A 17,963-nucleotide genomic window follows, 5' to 3' on the forward strand; every position below is an offset into this window, starting at 1 on the left:
GGCCCCGATCGCGTGAAGTCGAGCGCTGCTAGCTAGCTTCCGCGAGGAATCAACGCTCCTTGAATGCACGCTCCGCCTGATCGTGCAACGGCTTGAGCAGATAGGACAGCGCGGTCCGACCCGCCGTCTTGATGAAGACCTCCACCGGCATGCCGGGCAGCAGCTTGGCCGACCCGAGTTTCGCCAGCTCTTCGGGCTTCAGCAGAACGCGCCCCGTGTAATAACTCGTACCGGCACGCTGATCTTGCGTAATGTCGGCCGAGACCATGCTGACCTCGCCATCGATTTCGGGCGTAGTCTTCTGGTTGAACGCCGCGAAGCGCATTGTCGCGGTCTGCCCCACATAGACCTGGTCGATATCGCGCGGTGCGATCTTGACCTCGATTGCAAGCGAATCCGCGTCAGGTACGATCAGCATGATTTGCTCACCGGGAGTGATTACCCCCCCAACCGTGTGGACGCTGAGCTCGTGGACGCGGCCTGATTGCGGTGCCCTGATATCGACCCGATTTAATTGATCGACCGCCGCAGTTTTGCGCTCGCTCAGTTCGGAGAGTTTCGAGCGTGTTTCGATCAGGTCCTTACCGACCTCCGTCCGCAGGTCCTGGTCGACCTGAATGATCTGGAGTCCGATTTCGGAGATCTTGCCCTTCGACTGAGCAATCATTCCTGAGAGCTGGCTGCGCTCGCCTTCGATGCGAGCTGAGTCGCGCTCGAGGGAATTGAGCCGCGTGATCGGCACCAGGTTCTTCTGCCAGAGGCTGCGCACGCCCTCCAGCTCCTGCCGGATGAATTCGACTTCCTTCTGCTTGGCCTCGGTCTGCCCCATATAGCCCTTGATCTCGTTCTCCAGCTGCGCGCTCTTCTCCTGCAGCTGGGCTTTTTGGCCGCTCCTCGCCTGGCGACGCAGCTCAAACAGCTTCCGCTCAGCGGTGATTGCTCGGCTCGCCTCTGAGTTGCTCTCCTTGGCCCGGTCGAGCAGCACCTTGGGAAACTTGACCTCCTCGGCGCCATCGCGCTCAGCCTCGAGACGAGCCTGCCGCGCGAGCAGCTCATCGATGCTGTTGGTGACGATTGTCGCGTTCGCGAGCGTCTGAGTCTCGTCGAGGCGTATCAGAGTGTCGCCCGCATTGACCCGGTCGCCCTGCCGCACGCGCAACTCCCCCACGATCCCGCCAGTGGCGTGCTGAACCTTCTTGACGCTCGAATCCACCACGACCACGCCCTGGGCGATCACCGCGCCCGACAATTGGGTCGTTGTCGCCCAGCCGCCGACCCCAAAGGTCACCAGAGCGAACATGATCATTCCGGCGATCATGTAACGCTGGATGGATTGCAGCGCCGGCGCTATCTGACCGTTCATCGGCCCCCTCCATGAGCTTCAGCGACGACTTTGAGCGGTACCGGATTCCGCAACACTTTCTTGAGAACCTCCTCTCTCTTGCCGAAGGACTGAACCCTGCCTTCCCCAAGGCACAAGACATGGTCTACTCCTTCAAGCGCCTTGGGACGATGCGCGACCACGGCGACAATCCCACCGCGGCGGCGCACGTTCAAAATCGCCTCTGTCAGCGCCTCCTCGCCCTCGGCATCGAGATTGGAGGAGGGCTCATCGAGCACGACCAGGAAGGGTTTGCCGTAGAAGGCACGTGCGAGACCGATGCGCTGCCGCTGCCCCGCCGACAGCGCCAATCCGCCCTCGCCGATTTTCGTGCCGTAGCCGTCGGGAAGCGAAAGGATGAGATCGTGCGCACCCGCGGCATGCGCGGCCTCCAAGACAGCGGCGGCCGTCGCCTGCGGATCGAACCGTGCAATGTTCATTGCAATGCTGCCGTCGAACAATTCGACGTCCTGGGGCAGGTAACCGATGTGCTTGCCGAGCGCGTCCGAAGACCAGTGATCGAGCGCGGCATTGTCCAGCCGTATCCGGCCACGAATGCACGGCCATACCCCCACCAGCGCACGCGCCAGCGTCGATTTGCCCGATCCGCTCGGCCCAATGATACCAACGGCCTGCCCGCTCCGCAGCTGGAACGACACCTCGCTGAGTGTCGGCCGCTCCGAGTTTGGCGCGCCGATATAGAGATGCTCGACCGTGAGCGTTTCGGCAGGAGGAGGCAATGCCAGCCGCTCCTCCTCGTGAGGCAACAGCCTCAGCAGATGATCGAGCCGTTGCCCCGACTGCCGCGCAGCGACGAATCCCTTCCAGTTCGCAATGGCCATTTCGACGGGCGCCAGTGCCCGCGCGGTGAGGATCGATCCGGCAATGATGATGCCGGCCGTCGATTCCTGGTTGATGACGAGGACTGCGCCAACGGCAAGAACCAGCGATTGCAGGATCGCTCGAAATATCTTGGACGCCCCCCCGAGCCCGTTTGCGACATCGCTGGCCCGCTCATGGGCCGCGAGGTACTTCGCGTTGACATCCCGCCAACGCAACGCCGCCTGCTGCCGCATGCCCATGGCCTGTAGAACCTCGGCATTTCGCCGCCCCTCGAGCGCCAATGCCGTTCGCGAGACTGCAAGACGCGAGGACGCCTTTGCCGGCCCTCGTGTCCGGGTCTCTGTGAGCATCGTAATGCCGACCAGCACCAGCGCGCCGGCCAGCGCAGTGACGCCAATCCAGAAGTGAAAGAGGAAGCAGACGCCAAGATAGATCGGCATCCAGGGCAGATCGAACAGCGCCGTCGGCCCTCCGCTCGACAGGAAGCTGCGGACCTGATCAAGGTCACGCACCGGCTGCAAGCCGTCGCCATCGGCTCTGGTCTTCAGGGGCAGGCGAACAAGGGCATCGAATATGCGAACGCCGAGCTTTTCATCGAAATATCGGCCCACCCGGGCGCTGATCCTGTTCCTGACGAGATCGAGCCCGCCCTGAAACAGGTAAAGCACCGTGGCCAGAACCATCAAGGCGATCAGCGTCGGTATGCTGCGCCCGGGCAGCACCCGATCGTAGACTTGCAGCATGAAAAACGAGCCGGTGAGCATAAGGAGATTGCTCATCCCGCTGAAGGCCGCGAGTGCCCAGAATATTCGGCGGCAAGACCGCAAGAAGGCTGACAGCTCCGACTGCGACTCATCATAGTCGCTAGCCGGCCGCGGATCATCGGAGAACAGTCGTCGCCGCAGGACATCGACGAGGTGCCTTGCCCAGCCGATCGACTCCCGCGTCCGCAGCTCGGCATCTTCCGCCCACTGTCGTGCGACGGCCCCAAGTCTCGTCAAATGCGAAAGTTGGATCCGAAAAGTGCCCGCTGGCAGGGGGATTATTACCCCCCACCGTTCAAAATTTGTCATGGCTCCCACCCTTGAACCGTGCCTTATGTGACGATCCCCAAGAAGATCCCGCAAGGCAGATTTGAGTCTGATGTCCCTGTCGTCGAGTTAGTTACGCGAAGTAGAAGTCAGGCCGATTTTGCGCACCGAGCCTGAGCACCTCTTGCGTGTCACCTTCCTGCACCGCCGTGAGATGATGGCCATCCCGCCATTTAATCTGCCTCTCAGCTTTTTCGACACGCACTCCACGACGAAGTCGTTCGCAGAGCGCGATACCGTGGCGATCTGTACCACCACCTCATGGTTAATCAGCTTGGCCTCACGTGCCGGTCGCCGTAGGCTTTTTTAGGACCAGATGGGGGCCGGGCCGAGGTTTTTTTAACCAGCACGCCAACTCACGGTACCGCAATATCCGCGAGATTTTTCTTTGATTAAATCGTCGCGCATTTCTCTGATGTCACGCCAGACAGCCAGACTCAACACGCCATCTGCCGAGGCACGGCCCTAGCCCACAGAAATCGTTTGCTTCGACGCTCGGCAAGCCCGGTACGAGACCGGCCAGCGCATTTAATTTCATTTATTTCCACACACCGCGATCGTCTTGACGCGCTGAGGGCCGAACAAGACCGTCAAATCGGAGCGACAAAGTGTAGCGGCGCGACGCGCTTGGCTGCTGGCGGTCCGAGAATGACCATTGCGCAAAGCGTCGGCCGGCCAAGGTCGCCCATAGCGATCCTGTCCGCGCTTTGTATCCCGCCAACACGGCGAAGCTGCTCATGCGTAGAGCAAGAGAGGCAGCCGGAATCAAAGAAGGCGGGGGACCATCCCCGCCTTCCATAATCTGAACCGCAGTCGAGCGGCTCCTTTCGCTGAACTCGCGACTACGCGAAATGGAAGTCGTGGCTGTTCAGCTTGTCGAGCTTGATGTTCTTCAGCGTGAGGGTGTCGCTCCCCGTCGCGATGACGACGTCGTGGCCTGACTGGGCCGCGTGGGAGAGAACGCTCGCAAAACTGTCGAACACGCTCTTGCTGAACTCGATCGTGTCGTGAGCCGGTCCGCGGGCAGCGAAGTCCTTGATGACGTCATGGCCGAAGTTCGACGCGAACTGGAACGTATCCGCACCACATTTGCCAACCATGATGTCGTTGCCCTTGGTACCGGTCAGCGTGTCGCTGCGGCCCGAACCGACGATCGCCTCGCCCGAGCTGGTCCCGACCACGTGGCCTGTGGTGTCGACCTGCTCTGCGGAAAAGGCGTGACTCTTGCCCGACAGGTCCGAGGTCTTGAAGCTCCACTTGCCGTCGGCTCCTGTGGTGACCGAACCAACCGAGGTCGTGCCGTCAAACAGCTTGATTGCGCTGTTGGGATCGGCAGTGCCCGTGATCGTTGCCGTGTGACCCCAATGGTGCTGCACATTGGTGACTTCCACGGTTGAGGTGCCGCCGCCGTTGTGCGAGCCAATCGGCGGATCAATCGGCTGCGACAAGGCGCTGGTGTTGCCGGCAGCGTCGGTGGCCGTCGCGGTGAAGGTGTGCGCCCCCTGCTTGAGGTTCGGAGTCGTCACGCTCCAGCCGCCGTCACTTGCAACGGTCGCGGTACCGAGCAAGTTCGTGCCCTCATAGAGCTTGATCAAGCTCCCCGCTTCCGCGGTGCCGAATACCGTTGCCCGGTTGTGCGTGGTCGAATCGCTCAACAGAACCGGAGCATCGGGGGCAGCGGTATCCACCGTGACATCCAGCGCAGTCGATGCCTTGCTGGTGACGCCGGAAACCGTATCGGTCGCGATGAAGCTGTGCTTGCCGTCGGCCAGCACTACAGTCGAGTAGTGCCACGCTCCTTTCGCATCCGCCGTGACCGTGCCGAGCTGGGTCTTGCCGTCGAACACTTTGACTGAGCTGTTGGCTGCTGCAGTCCCGGTCAGGGTCAGCGTGTTGTCGCTCGTGATGTGATCGCCGGCGACACCGCTGTCAGTCGAAAAAGTGACGATCTTCGGTGCGGCCGGTGCAGTGGTGCCCGCGCCCGATGTGCCGGTGCCAGAGGTACCCGATCCGGAGGTACCTGTACCCGAGGTACCCGAACCGGACGTGCCCGAGCCGGAGGAGCCCGTCGTTCCGGAACCAATGACCGGATCCACAGCCGCCGACGCAGCGCTGACGTTACCGGCAACGTCCGTCGCCTTGGCCGTCAGGACGTGCGAACCGGACGACAGCGCAGACGTCGTGACACTCCACGCACCGCTCGAGTTGGTTGTCGCGGTCCCGACCTGCGTCGTTCCATCATACACCTTGATCGCGCTGTTCGCTTCGGCAGTCCCCGTCACCACCACCTGATTGGCAGAGTTCACGGTGTCGCTCGCGATCGTCGGAGCAGCCGGTGCCTTGGTGTCGATGGTGACGACCGTCGCAGCCGATGCCGCGCTGGTCTGGCCCGACGAGTCGGTCGCAGTCGCGGTGAGCGTATGCTTGGCGTCGGTCAGGACCTTGGTGATGTAGTCCCAGCTGCCGGTCGAGTTCGCGATGGTCGTACCGATTTGCGTCGAACCGTCGTAGATCTTGACTGTGCTACCGGCAGCGGCAGCGCCTTTGATCTCGAGGGTATTGTCGTTCGTGATACCGTCGCCGGCTACGCCGCTGTCGCCCGAGAGGGAGGCTATCGTCGGGGCGCTCGGCGGCGCCGGGACGCTCGGAGCAGGCGAAGTCGGCTCCGTGTAGGTGGGTCCGGTGTAAGCAGGCGCATTGGCATCCTGCTCGACCTCGCCGGTCACCATGTTCACATTGTGCACGAAGGAGGTCTGGGAATAGGAGTCGTCCGGCCCGGCGGCCGGATAGTTAAAGCCGAAGGCTTTGGTCACATCGAAATAGTTGTCGTGCGTCGAAAATGCTCCGCTGAGATTGGCGGCATCGGTCCCCGGACCGGAGACGGACATCCAATAGCTGACGCTGCCGATCAGCGTGTTACCGGCGAACTCGCCCGACTTCGTGTTGTCGGCAATGAAGCCCTGGGTCGTACCGCCATCCTGAACCGCCGTGTTGTAAAGGATGTGGGTCGAATCAATGGTCGGACCATAGACTTGGAGATAGTCGCCATGGGTGCCTGAGCCGCCCATGCCGGCCTGCTGCAGCAGGTTATATTGGATCGTGATGTCGCCGCCGTCCTGACCATGGCGGCCGATCAAGTCGGAGTTGGAATTCTTCAGCCACGAATATTCGATCGTGAGGCCAGGCCCTTCCATTTCGACGAGAAATTCGGCATGCCCGCCGCCGCTCAGACCATCGATGGTACAGTTGGAGATATGCAGATTGGAGGACGACAACGTCCCTGTAATAACGGCATCCTGCGGCCCAGACGGATTGAGACCATTGAAGTTCGAGTTGGTCAGGGTAGTGTTCGCTGCCGTGGTGACGACAGCCCAGCCGCCGAAATCATAACCGTCGAGCGTGACGTTGCTGCCCGTCACCGTGATGCTCTTGTGGGCCGCGTCAACGGACACGCCTGCCATTGAGATCGTTGCCGGATCCTTCAGCGCCAGTCCCGTTGGCACGCCGACGTGATAGTCCACCCCTGCGACTTTCCATGCCGGCCGGTTCATACCATATGTATCCAGCAGGCTCGAAAGCTGCGCTGATCCAATTGGCGCGTTCGCAGAACCGTCGTTAACTGCCATTACCTGTTCTCCTGATTTGATGTCATCCGCATGCGCTCGACCCCGAAGGGCCTTCCCCGAGCAACATGCCGTTCACTTTGATTATTGGACAAACCACCACGTGATGATCGCCGAGCCGACTATTGGCCGGGCGCCGCGGGCTTTTTTGGGACCACAACTAGGCTACGCCGGGGTGATGTTTGGCTCCCACCTGCCACACTCACTCGGATACGAATCAAATTGTGGACGACTGCATTGTGAGTCGCCTGCGATTTAAAAGTAAAGAATGTTATCGCCGGCTACGATCGATTTTGGAATAGTTGCCGTTGCGCACTGCGGGCATGACGCTTACGGCACTACGCAAAATCCCGCAATTCAATATTTTCATTTGCGAATCTTAATTTAATCAGCGGCATAATAAATATTGTGGCAAGGCCCATCTGAATCTTCATCACACGTGGTGCGTGGCTCGCACCGCCGCTGAAGCGAGAGGGCAGCGAACCGACCAAAGTCGATCAACCGCGTCTTGTCCTCATGGAGCGTCGGGCCGAAGCCGGCCAGTCGCGCGTTGAGGACCCAGAGCATTTCCTGCGCATCTGCCTTGCTCTCGAAGCCCACCACGAAGTCGTCCGCACAGCGCGCGGTCACAACGCGACCACGTGCATGGCGACGACGCCATTGGTGGACCCAGAGATCGAGGATGTAATGCAGGAAGATGTTAGCAAGGAGCGGGCTGATGCTTGCCCCTTGCGGCGTGCCCCTGTCCGTCTCTTGCTTCTCGCCGCTCTCGAGGACGCCAGCTCGTAGCCACAGCCCGATGAGCCGTAGGATAAGAGGATCGGGCGATCCTGTGCGCCACCACCCGCAACAGCCACTCGCGATCGACCGGGTCGAAGAAGCTGCGTATGTCAGCATGGAGCCCAGTTCACATGCTCGCCAGGCGACTCCGGCTAGGCGACGGATGATCGGCGACCACCGCAAAGCCAGCGCTGGAGACACGACCAAGCTACGCCCCCGCGGGACAAACAGAATGCTACTTGAAAGGGTCATAGTTGGGCGAAGTCCGGCGAACCCGCCTTGCCCCATGGCCGGTCGTCCGCCGCCTAGATCCAGAGCTGACCAGTCTTCAGGTGCCCCACGGCCGGAGTCGAGCACCGGCATCATCGTCTCGTCGGCGGATAACTTGGATTGCTGCCGATACTTGAAGAGCAGGCGCTCATGCAACGGACGCGGGTCGTAGCTGCCGGCCTCGGTCTGCCATGGGGCCGTCTTGGCGATCACGCTCCGAACGATAACCCTAGAGGAGCGAGTGCCGTATCTATCCGCGTCGGGGGCGCGGAAATTAACCACTTCTCTGCCGACGTCTTCACTTCCTCTGAATGCGCCCCTGCGCCAGCGACAGCCTTGCTCGTGTCGTGCTCCGAAGAGACTGGGGACTGCCCTTGTCGGGGCCTCACTGGTTAACGGAGCGTGCAGGCGGTGGCCGTGCCGCCGTGGATCATTTTCAGCCACCGTACACGCGAGTTCCATCGTTTTATTTAATTACGTTTATTTCCACATTTATTTATCTGGCGGGTTAATATAATGTCCGGCTCACGGAGTTTATACGATGAAACGGCAGCTTGCGAAGGACCAGACCAGGTCATCTGTGATCTCGATCGTCCCGACGGAGGTCCCGCGCTCCCCCTGGGATAGGCTGTCGAAGATCACATTGTTCGCATCAGTAGTTGCGCTCGCCGCCGCAATCTTCGGATTGCAGCTTCTTGCGGTAAGATTCAGCGGGACGGTAAGCGGCGTATGGGATCGGGATCTCCTTCTCAGGCTGAACTCGTCCGCTGCAACTGACTCGCTGTATGTATGGGAATTTGCCAACAATTCCTTGTTCAGGGGGGGACCGATATTCTTCTCAATACTCGCGTTGTGGTTCGCCGGCGATGACCGAGAACGGCGCAGCCGGATGCTCACAGGCCTTATTGCGGTTTGCTTTGCGACAGTTCTCTCGGTCTGGATACAATTTCATTTTGCCACTCACATTCGTCCGCTTCTGGACCCAGCGCTTCCTTTGAATGTAGCCGATCCGCGATGGAGTTTGGATTGGGACCGCAGAAACTCGTTCCCCAGCGACACCTCGACACTATTCTTTGCACTAGCCACACTGATCCTCATAGAAAATCGATTGGTCGGACTGTTTTGCTTTCTCTGGATCGCCGTCATTATAGCAGCGCCGCGGGTCATCTTCGGATGGCACTATCCAAGCGACGTGGCCGGCTCCCTGGTCTTAGGACCGGCATGCGTCTTACTCTTTTACGTAATTCCATACCCGCGAGCGCTAATCGACCGCGCGCTGATTCGATTTCGGGATCACATGTACATTGTCCATGCACTTCTGTTCGTCTTCTTGAGTGACGCGTCCATGTTGTTCATTAGCCTACAGAAACTCGGAAAAGATCTTGTACGATTGTTGGGCTAGCCGCACTGGCTTGGAGCTCCGATAGTTTGATCGCAGTCATATCGAGCCTGCATCGGTGCCCTCGGGCCGGACTGCGGACTCGAGCCCGCAGCGCCGGGCCTGCCTCCCATCTTTCATGGACGGGCTGAAAGCGATCGGCGAGACGTTAAGGACGAAGGACCTCTCCCAGCCGCTGCCGCGCGTTCCCCGTTCGGTCGGGATTCCCAGGAGATACGATGGCCAGCGCAACAGAAGACGCTGGTACACAGGAGCGCCTAGCCAAGCACGTGCAATTGCAGGGATGCGTCCGGCTTTCCTGTCTTTCCCAGCACTCCGTCAATCAATCCTCTGACGGTAATCTTTGCGGCGGTTGGAGCCCCCATGGCGACGTATCTGATCGCGTACAACAAACCGAAAGCAAAATGGAGGCCCCACCGCCATCCTGCCTCACGGCGAGCGTAGACAATGCTATTGCGGGCAGACAGATACACAGACAGGTAGGAGCGTTTCTTCGGATCGACGGCAGAGCCGATAGCCGTGCCCCCAACGTGCCGCACGATCGCTCTTTCTGCAAATCCTATCCGATGCTCGCCACGACGGCGCCCCCAGTCCAGGTCCTCCATGTAGAGAAAATAGTCCTCAGTCATCAGACCGACCTCTTCAACGAAGTCGCGCGTGACCAGAACGCAAGCACCGCTGATTGCGTCAATCTCGGACATCTCCTCGTGCGACGGAGCCCTCCCCGCCGGAGCGTTTCGGCCAACTGCTACGACACGGCCTGTCGTCGAAGACCAATGCAGACCGTAATTGATAATCTTGTCCGGCACGTGATCGAACACCAAGGTCGCACCGACCATACCAAATCCTGCGGCAGCCTTCGCCACTAATTCAGACAAGCAATGACTGTCCACCTCGGTGTCAGGATTGAGAACGAGCACGGAATCCCAGCCCGGGCTCTCAAGGAATTGCTCGAGCCAGGCGTTGACACCACCGCCATAGCCCAGATTATCCACCGCAAGTCCAAGCCGAACGATATTTGCCCGGCTCCGAAATCGACATCTTTCGACGACGGCTAGTCTTCCTCTCGCGTGGTCCAGAATATCCGAGCCGCCGTGCAGTTGCTGGAGCGTTTGGTCTGGACCGGCAACTACCGCCAACATCCGCTCGAACGCCTCCTTCCCTCCGTTCTCACAGACGAAGACCTCGAAATCCTTCCAATCAGAATGAGCCAACGACTTCAAACAGCGATCGACATCATCCGGATTGCAATAGGAGACGATGAGCACCGCAAGTTTGGCGCGATCAGATGCCATAGCCTAGACGCCCTATCATTTGCTCGCGGCGCTTGCTAGCGACCGCGGTCCACGTGAAACGCTCCGCATGCTCAAGCGCAGCAGCCGACATTCGTCGTCGAAGTTCAGTATCCTCCGCCAGCCGCCGAATGGCAGTGATCCAACCAGCTGCGTCATACGGATCCAGCACAAGGCCTTCACGTTCATTTCGGACGATCCGTCCCGCACCCATGCTGGTCGTTATGACCGGTAGGCCGCAACCGCACGCCTCGTAGGTGACTTGGGGTCCTCCCTCCTCCAAGGATGGGAAGACGAAGATGTCCGCCGATCGATAAAGCGATCCCACATCCTCGACATAGTCGAGCACCGTCACGTCATCCCGCGCGAGCAAGTCGCTGTATTTTTCCTTGATGACCGGCTCCATTCTTCCAGCCAGCACCAGCCTGCCCTTCACCCCGCTTTTCGCCCAATAATCGAGGATTAAATGGGCTCCCTTTCGTACGCCAATGATCCCGACGAAGACCGCAGTCAATTCATGATTCGAGGGAAGAAGCCGATTCTTTCCCGAAAAGCGAACCGGGTCCCAGCCATATGCTGTTTCCAAACATTTGCTTTTCGACACGCCGTTCTCGAGCAACGAACTTTCGACCGGTTGATTCGGGCAGAATATGTAGTCCATCGCCTCCAGAATTTTGGTTTCGCGATCAACTGTCGCGTCGGTGATCCCATGCATAGGCGCCACACCAATCCTGCCGTATGCATCATCGAGAATTGTCTTGGCGGTCCTAGTATGACAATTGAACTGCTCTCGAAATACCGGGATGTCACGCCGTCTCAACTCCTGGAGCAATTCCATGCTGGCGCTGGGCCAGAGATACGCAGCCACCCTGCGCGATCGAGAGCGATCCAGGTGTGAGAGGAATGCAGCCTCCATGCTTCGCCAAGCGCTGCTCTTCACCCAGCCATATGGGAAATACCGTTTCCAAGCGGGCAACGTCTCGATCACTTCAACCAGAGGCAGAGGCCATCGGCTGCGCGGAGTGACGATCGTCACGCCAAAATCCTGATCGACCATAGCCTCTGCGAGGGAGCCGCAGGTGTAGCCCACTCCTTTGCCTGTAAGCGGCAATGGCATCAAAACGCCCGTCGAGAAACTCAATGCGGCCTCTGTAGTCTGGCAGTCTAGATCGGGTACCATCCCCGGCGCATGGTTCTCCAAAACGCCGACATCCCGCATCCAGCTCGATTAGATGCTTTCACGTGCGCCTCTGTGAGATACCAAGTGAAGGTTACGGACAGCGGTGCAGTTCCCGACCTAAAGCATCCCCGATCGTAGACGTAGGGGCGATAGCCGAGATCAGCCAGGAATTCGGTAACCGCCGGCGAGGCAAACGCACACATCAATGCGGGTCTCTGCCGTTGTAATGTTTCTTGCGCACCCTTGAGGATATCCAGCTCCGCTCCCTGGGCATGAAGCTTGATCAGAGCCGGAGCCAGATCGAGAGAATCGAGAGCTTTGCACGTAACCCGATGCTCCCGGACAGATAGCTTCCTTTCGTCAAAACGGTACATCCGTCCCGGATTCCTCAACCATGCCGTCGCCCCCTCGTAGGACGTCGCGGCCATTCCGTCGCACTCCCATCGACCGTATCTTGGAAGAAAAAAGTCGATAACCTCGGACCTGCAGCCAAGCGCGCAGTCGAGAATGGTCACGGCGTCATCTCGGCGATGGCGAAATGCGAGCCGCTTCGCTGACCGCGGTTCGGGCTCGAAGGCCATGATACGGGACTTTGGCGCAAGTCTCTTGAATGCCGCCGTGCTCTGGCCTCGGTTCGCGCCCACGTCCACTATCAAGGCGCTTCCGATGCAGAGCAATCCAACGCCGCGAAACTCCGGCTTGAAAAGGTACGGCGCAACACTGTCCTTGACAGCAAACCTCACTGCCGCAACGCCAGGAACGTTGGCGTAAAAATAGCGGGCTACTGCCTTCAAATTCATAATGCTCTCGCTATCCTCATTTGGCGATCTTCCAGATAAGTGACTTCTGGGGTTCCTCGCCATCAATGGCTTCTCCAAGCATGATGTACTGCTTCGCCAGATGGTGCTTCAACAGGCCGAACGAAAGACGATGGAGCGTCTTTGCCTTGTAGCCCTGCATTCCGGAAATCAGTCCCTTGGAGACCTTCAGGCCCGCGGAGTTCATGAGCCCGATCGCGGTATCCTCGACAAAGAACCTCAGATGGGTGCGGTCCAGAATACCCGCATCCTGGTAGTCAAACTGGCGCTTGAACAGAAGCGGAATCGCAACACTGAGATGCGCGACATTTGGTACCGACACCACGACATGACCACCAGGCTCGAGCAGTCCTCGCACGTTCTGCAGGACGGTTTTCGCATCGACAAGATGCTCGAGGACGTCGAGCAAGAGTATGAGATCATACTTCTTGAGCCGAGGTAGGCATTCATCAATGCTGCCCAAGACCGCCACATCCGCATTGCGGCTAAGTTCCTCTGCAACCGCGTCATTTATCTCGACGCCGGTCGTCACTGCTTCGGGATAGATCGTTCTGATCCAGCGCAACGTCTGCCCGGAGGCGGCCCCAATCTCGAGGATGCTGGTTGCGGCCTTCGGCAGCAACGGTCGTATCTCGGCGCGCACATGATGAAAGTAGCAGTTCATGTCTGCTTCGGGCGCCGAGACGCGTTGTCTCTTCATATCGCTCAGCGGAGGAGCACGGAGGCTTTCGACCGCATGTTCGAGGCTCCGCATTTTCCAAACCCTCCAGTTGCCGTGTCTATCCAAAGCGGCCGCACTTTCGCCCGCAGAACTCCAGCCGTTGGCCCAGTGCGCAATGCGTGTCTTGCCTGGCTGGTCAATGCAGTTGCGTTGCCCCATCCGCCTGATTCAGCTCGCTCCTTGAGAGCGGCTTCGGCAACGCCGCGTCCGCTATCATTCTCGCGAAGTCGCTCGGGTCCACGGAATCCGGATCAATCACAATATGATCGGCCCGGTATTTTCGCCGGATCTGAGACGATTTGAAGTGATACGAGAGGCTTCGAAAAGCGAAAGGACCTATGAACTCATGAAGCATGCGCTTCCACCTCGGAATATTCTGTCTATCCCAGGCGGCCCAGCTTCCGGTCGCGAAGCTCGTCCACGTCGCATCGTAGTCTGACTGTTGCACGCTCAAGTCGGAAACGCTGCGGACCTTTCTTGAGAATACCACCAGCACCGTCTGCTCTTCAAAGGGGATCTGGTTCCTGCGGTTGAGGGCCACTGGCGGCTTAATCAGATGCCACCTCTTCGGGCGGGACTGCCTGACCAGAAAGACACCGGTATGTTCGAACCCATTTCGTTTACTGAAGAGACTGTAGAAGAATTCCGGCGAGTACTGGTAAAGGCCGTGCGCGGGAAAGCCGTTTGCATTCGTCGCTATGAGAACGTGTCCGCCCGGCCTGACCAGGTTCACTATGTTGTCGACCACCTGTGCGACATCAAAGACGTGCTCGATCGACCCGAAGTCGAGGAACGTATCGAACTTCCCGTTCATATCGCTCGGTATCGGAAGATTGAAATCATGTACAAGCGACGCACCCTCGAAAGCTGAGGCGTCAACCGAGACGATGTTCTCGGCACCAAGCTTGCGCAGGAGGGGCTCGCAGTAGAGCCCCACTGCAATCGACTGATCATACGCGAGGCTCGAATTCTTCCGAACCGCGTGAAATTCCTGTTTCCAGAAATGGATCTCATGTCTTCCGAGAGTGACCGTGTTCCGAAAATCGAATCTATAGACTCGGTTTGCGAAGCTGAGCGCACGGAGGCCCGTCATATCGATGCCCACAACTCTCTCCCTCTGGACGCTGGACCACGACGTGGCCCCTTCTGCGAGGTCACGTAGTTCTCGCGGCCCACTGACAATTCTCACACTCCAACTCTGCGCACTGGGTCGACGTCATCGTGCCGGACTCCAGGCCTTGATAAAACCCGACCGAGCATAGTAGACGCGTCTGCGTGCGCCTCGAACCATTCGCAGACCTTCACGCGCGAGCGAGGATGAAATCGAAGACGGCACGGCGACCGGACCCTGAGGCTCGAGCCATTCACGGATTTGCGGATGCCCAGGTATGAGGGTCTCGAGAAGCCTGTTCCAGAGCTTCGGCTCCATGGAATCGTGAAAGTGAAGTACACTCACTCCCGTCATCTTTGCCCCGTCATAGTTCCTCGGCAGATAGCTACACAGGGGAAAGTTGCTTGCATCCGGCAGTGCTTGCCAAGCCAGCCCAAGCCGGATCACCGTCAAGCCCAGAACGACCTGATCCATGAAGTGTACTTGCGAGTGTGTTCTGGCCACTTGACGATCAAGAAACGTCTTGAAATCGGCAAGAAATTCTCGGCCGAACCGCGTGGTGCGCCGGTACACGTAGAGGCCGGCATTCCAGTAGAACCTAATCCGGTGTCCATCGCCCGTCTGAAGCCACGGAAGGTCGTCAGCAACTCTTCCGATGAGTGCAGCGGACCGCTCCCAGAACGGATCATTTAGATCGGTTACCCCCCTCGACCCGATTACCCCGGCATCCGGAGCACTCGCGAGGAAATCTACCCCAGGCGGCAGTTCAAGACCGTTGGGCTCACGCAAGAATAGGATATCACTGTCGATCCACGCAATCGCCTCTGTCGTGACCAAGTTCTCGACAGCAGCAATCGCCTCCGCCTTATTCATATAGTGGTGCCAGACATAAGGATTGTCGGGAAAGACGCGTAGATGCTTGATCCCAAGCTCCTTCATTCGGCGATGCGTCTCTCGCGCGAGAGCCGGAGTAGACCGAGGCGTGATGGCAATGACTTCCAGGTTTGCAAAGCGGCCGCCGAAGCGCCGAAGGCTCTCCACCATGCGCAGCGTAAGTGGCTCCAGCATCCCTGACTCGATGCAGACCACAATCGTCATCGAAGGCTGCTTGCCGCCAGCACTGTCCTGCACGGCACCGCTCAGGCAATCGGTCAAATGGCATCCTCGCTTGCTTGTGCAAATCCGAGCTCCCTCGCCTTCGCTTCAGGACACTCGAACTTGGGGTTCAGCGTGGGCGCGCTCAGCATGGCCCTGTATCTCAGCCGGAAGCGGCGAAGCAGCAGCGGCAGGGGATTCCGGCTCAACTGAACGATCACCGTCGGCCAGGGGAGGTGTGCCCTCCACTTCCGGATCATGAAACGGTAGGCAGCCAGGTAGGAGGGATCGAGACGAAGAGTTGCCTTGCTATTGTGGATAATCGGCAGGTCGATCACATAGGATTTCATGCCGGCCCGCTTTGCCTCGAGCACGATGTCCGTTCCGTACAGGTGGAAGGACGGCAGGCTTGGATCGAACAGGGTGCCCGCGGCCCGGCGCACGATCAAAACGACTTCGTCGAGGCTCGCAGCAAGACGGGGTCGGTCAAATCGGCCGCCGCATACGGTGCCCAGACCGGAATCCCACAAATGGCCGACGAATTCTCCGTCGGGAGTCATGCCGCAAATGCCGGCGACAGCCCAGGACGGATCAATCGAATTCAATCTCTCGCAAGCTGCTCGCAGTGCCATGAACCAGCCCTCGGGAAAATAGACGTCCTGATGAGCGAACACGACGACATCCGACCTGGCCGCGGCGATTGCCTGGGAGTATGCCGCTGATGCAGCCGCGGCCCCCCAGATGACGGAAACCCCAATACGGTTGTCCGCAAGTTCCGGAGATCGCTTCAGATTTCGAGCAAGTGTCGCTTGCTCGTTGGCAACGCAATAAACCTCTATCGAGCAGGTCATTTCCCACCTTCGGTCGCGCGGCCAACTGAATTAAATATATCGCAGCGCAATTCATTATCAATATAATATTTGGCAACCGCCATTAAATAATATATCTTTATTCCAGTCCAGTTAATGTTTTCGGATCGAGAGGACACATGTCATCCTACGGCCTCAGTGGGTCCGGCCTAACGGAGAGTGGACCGCCACCCCAGGCCGTTACGCTCGAAGGGAGTACCGCGACAGGTTCAAACGGATGGGCGGCATGGTTGATATTGCTCGGGTGCGCCATGCCCTCCTACATGACGATTTACGTGGGGGGCGCCAAGTTCATTCCCGCGCGGATTGTAATCTTCTTGCTGCTCGTTCCTGCCCTGACCGAACTGTTTCAAAGAAGGCGATGGCTGTGCGCGTCGGATTTTTTCGTATGCGCGGCGTCGGCTTGGATGCTGGCGGCGGTACTGGAAACGGATCAAGGGTGGTCTTCCGCGGCCGCTCTCGTACTTGAGTTCTCCGGCGGCTACCTCGTAGCTCGCGCCTACTTTTTTGGGCGCTGGGGATTGGAGGCTTTTGTCCGAGTCCTCAAGCCCGTTACCGCAGGGATCGTTGCTGTTGCGGTCCTGGAGCATCTTACCCAGCACAACGTCGTCGCAGCCCTTATGGGCTTGCAGAGCACGGGGTATGAATATCGTTATGGCTTGCTGCGGGCGACCTCAACATTTCCTCACGCGATCCTATTCGGCTCGTTCTGCGCCGTTGCCGGCGCTGTTTTTCTGTACTCGGAACGCAGCTTTCTTGGTCGAACCTTGTATTGCGGGTTGTGCCTTTTTGGATGTGTACTAGCAATGTCTTCGGCCCCGCTGATGGCATTCGGGATTGTGCTATCCGTCTATTGTTATGATCGGCTGCTGCTAGGGTGCCGCTGGAGGTGGCACGCCTTGGTGGCTAGCCTTTTCACGCTCCTCGGCGTCGTATTTCTGGTCGCCAACAAACCAATCTCTTGGATCGTCGCAAATCTCACGCTCGACCCAGCTACCGGATATTTCCGCGTCGCGACTTGGGAGAGCGCCGGCTACTACATCGATCTCTCTCCCTATGTGGGGTACGGATTTGGCTCGTACGCCTCCCCCGACGATTTCTTTGGCAACGCCTCAGTCGACAGCGTTTGGCTGACCTTGGCGCTCCGCTTTGGTATTCCATTAGTCGTATTAATTCTTCTGGCGAATATTGCGGCATTCCTTCCGACCAAGCGGACCGCCAGCATTCCGCACTACCAAGATGCTTACATGAGCAACATGCGTACGGCATTCACATTGGGCCTCGCAATGTTCATGTTCGTGGGATTGACAGTTCATTATTGGAACAACAGCTGGATACTCTGGGGAATATGGATTGGCATCCGCGCATCGCTGAAGGAGGAATCCGTCGCGGTAGTCGAGAACCCCGCACTCTATCGCCAGGGGATAGCAAGCATCGATCGTGACCCCACCGTCGGGCAGGCAGCTCGGGGATTCTATGCGTCCAGGTAA

13 protein-coding genes are annotated in these 17,963 nt (G+C 58.8%); 2 read left to right on the forward strand and 11 right to left on the reverse strand.

Annotated features, from left to right (window positions below):
* Positions 1-49 precede the first annotated feature (49 nt).
* The 4 genes from XH96_RS24755 to XH96_RS39880 all read right to left on the reverse strand — a co-directional run bounded on the left by XH96_RS24755 (position 50) and on the right by XH96_RS39880 (position 8,201).
* Positions 50-1,363 carry an HlyD family type I secretion periplasmic adaptor subunit gene (locus tag XH96_RS24755; RefSeq protein ID WP_194388061.1) on the reverse strand — a complete coding sequence of 438 codons (1,314 nt, stop codon included), beginning with the start codon at positions 1,361-1,363 and terminating at the stop codon, positions 50-52.
* On the reverse strand, positions 1,360-3,297 hold the full coding sequence (locus XH96_RS24760; RefSeq protein ID WP_246789732.1) for a type I secretion system permease/ATPase: 1,938 nt from the start codon (positions 3,295-3,297) through the stop codon (positions 1,360-1,362). The genes XH96_RS24755 and XH96_RS24760 overlap by 4 nt, the downstream gene beginning before the upstream one ends.
* An 860-nt stretch (positions 3,298-4,157) precedes the next feature.
* Positions 4,158-6,941, reverse strand: a complete 2,784-nt coding sequence (locus XH96_RS24765) for an Ig-like domain-containing protein (RefSeq protein ID WP_194388062.1) — start codon at positions 6,939-6,941, stop codon at positions 4,158-4,160.
* 381 nt (positions 6,942-7,322) lie between these two features.
* Positions 7,323-8,201, reverse strand: a complete 879-nt coding sequence (locus XH96_RS39880) for a reverse transcriptase domain-containing protein (protein WP_371739878.1) — start codon at positions 8,199-8,201, stop codon at positions 7,323-7,325.
* A 676-nt stretch (positions 8,202-8,877) separates the two neighbouring features.
* On the opposite strand from XH96_RS39880, the gene XH96_RS39220 reads away from it, so the two are divergent.
* The gene (locus XH96_RS39220) at positions 8,878-9,390 is read left to right on the forward strand and encodes a phosphatase PAP2 family protein (RefSeq protein ID WP_246790182.1); all 513 of its coding nucleotides are present in this window, start codon (positions 8,878-8,880) and stop codon (positions 9,388-9,390) included.
* A gap of 254 nt (positions 9,391-9,644) precedes the next feature.
* Here the strand turns inward: XH96_RS39220 and XH96_RS24780 are convergent, their stop codons facing one another.
* From XH96_RS24780 to XH96_RS24810, 7 genes are all read right to left on the reverse strand, one after another.
* Positions 9,645-10,682, reverse strand: coding sequence for a glycosyltransferase family 2 protein (locus XH96_RS24780; protein WP_194388064.1), 1,038 nt, complete (start codon positions 10,680-10,682; stop codon positions 9,645-9,647).
* Positions 10,672-11,820, reverse strand: a complete 1,149-nt coding sequence (locus XH96_RS24785; protein WP_194388065.1) for a glycosyltransferase family 4 protein — start codon at positions 11,818-11,820, stop codon at positions 10,672-10,674. The genes XH96_RS24780 and XH96_RS24785 overlap by 11 nt, the downstream gene beginning before the upstream one ends.
* Positions 11,821-11,843: 23 nt before the next feature.
* Positions 11,844-12,659, reverse strand: coding sequence for an FkbM family methyltransferase (locus XH96_RS24790; RefSeq protein WP_194388066.1), 816 nt, complete (start codon positions 12,657-12,659; stop codon positions 11,844-11,846).
* Between the two features lie 16 nt (positions 12,660-12,675).
* Positions 12,676-13,431 carry a class I SAM-dependent methyltransferase gene (locus XH96_RS24795; RefSeq protein ID WP_246789734.1) on the reverse strand — a complete coding sequence of 252 codons (756 nt, stop codon included), beginning with the start codon at positions 13,429-13,431 and terminating at the stop codon, positions 12,676-12,678.
* Between the two features lie 103 nt (positions 13,432-13,534).
* Positions 13,535-14,503, reverse strand: a complete 969-nt coding sequence (locus XH96_RS24800; protein ID WP_194388067.1) for a bifunctional 2-polyprenyl-6-hydroxyphenol methylase/3-demethylubiquinol 3-O-methyltransferase UbiG — start codon at positions 14,501-14,503, stop codon at positions 13,535-13,537.
* A gap of 111 nt (positions 14,504-14,614) precedes the next feature.
* Positions 14,615-15,664: a glycosyltransferase family 2 protein gene (locus tag XH96_RS24805; protein ID WP_194388068.1), complete on the reverse strand. Its 1,050-nt coding sequence runs from the start codon at positions 15,662-15,664 to the stop codon at positions 14,615-14,617.
* Positions 15,661-16,455, reverse strand: a complete 795-nt coding sequence (locus tag XH96_RS24810; RefSeq protein ID WP_194388069.1) for a hypothetical protein — start codon at positions 16,453-16,455, stop codon at positions 15,661-15,663. Before XH96_RS24810 ends, XH96_RS24805 begins: the two co-directional genes overlap by 4 nt.
* 269 nt (positions 16,456-16,724) lie before the next feature.
* On the opposite strand from XH96_RS24810, the gene XH96_RS24815 reads away from it, so the two are divergent.
* On the forward strand, positions 16,725-17,963 hold the full coding sequence (locus tag XH96_RS24815; RefSeq protein ID WP_194388070.1) for an O-antigen ligase: 1,239 nt from the start codon (positions 16,725-16,727) through the stop codon (positions 17,961-17,963).

It is taken from the genome of Bradyrhizobium sp. CCBAU 51765, assembly GCF_015291725.1.
Classification (GTDB): domain Bacteria; phylum Pseudomonadota; class Alphaproteobacteria; order Rhizobiales; family Xanthobacteraceae; genus Bradyrhizobium; species Bradyrhizobium liaoningense.

What these genes read in the sequence shown, in the direction of transcription:
- XH96_RS24810 (WP_194388069.1), bottom strand. Translation starts at nt 16,455, where the DNA reads ATGACCTGCTCGATAGAGGTTTATTGCGTTGCCAACGAGCAAGCGACA.
- XH96_RS24780 (WP_194388064.1), bottom strand. Translation starts at nt 10,682, where the DNA reads ATGGCATCTGATCGCGCCAAACTTGCGGTGCTCATCGTCTCCTATTGC.
- XH96_RS24765 (WP_194388062.1), bottom strand. Translation starts at nt 6,941, where the DNA reads ATGGCAGTTAACGACGGTTCTGCGAACGCGCCAATTGGATCAGCGCAG.
- XH96_RS24760 (WP_246789732.1), bottom strand. Translation starts at nt 3,297, where the DNA reads ATGACAAATTTTGAACGGTGGGGGGTAATAATCCCCCTGCCAGCGGGC.
- XH96_RS24795 (WP_246789734.1), bottom strand. Translation starts at nt 13,431, where the DNA reads ATGCGGAGCCTCGAACATGCGGTCGAAAGCCTCCGTGCTCCTCCGCTG.
- XH96_RS39220 (WP_246790182.1), top strand. Translation starts at nt 8,878, where the DNA reads ATGCTCACAGGCCTTATTGCGGTTTGCTTTGCGACAGTTCTCTCGGTC.
- XH96_RS24815 (WP_194388070.1), top strand. Translation starts at nt 16,725, where the DNA reads ATGCCCTCCTACATGACGATTTACGTGGGGGGCGCCAAGTTCATTCCC.
- XH96_RS24790 (WP_194388066.1), bottom strand. Translation starts at nt 12,659, where the DNA reads ATGAATTTGAAGGCAGTAGCCCGCTATTTTTACGCCAACGTTCCTGGC.
- XH96_RS24755 (WP_194388061.1), bottom strand. Translation starts at nt 1,363, where the DNA reads ATGAACGGTCAGATAGCGCCGGCGCTGCAATCCATCCAGCGTTACATG.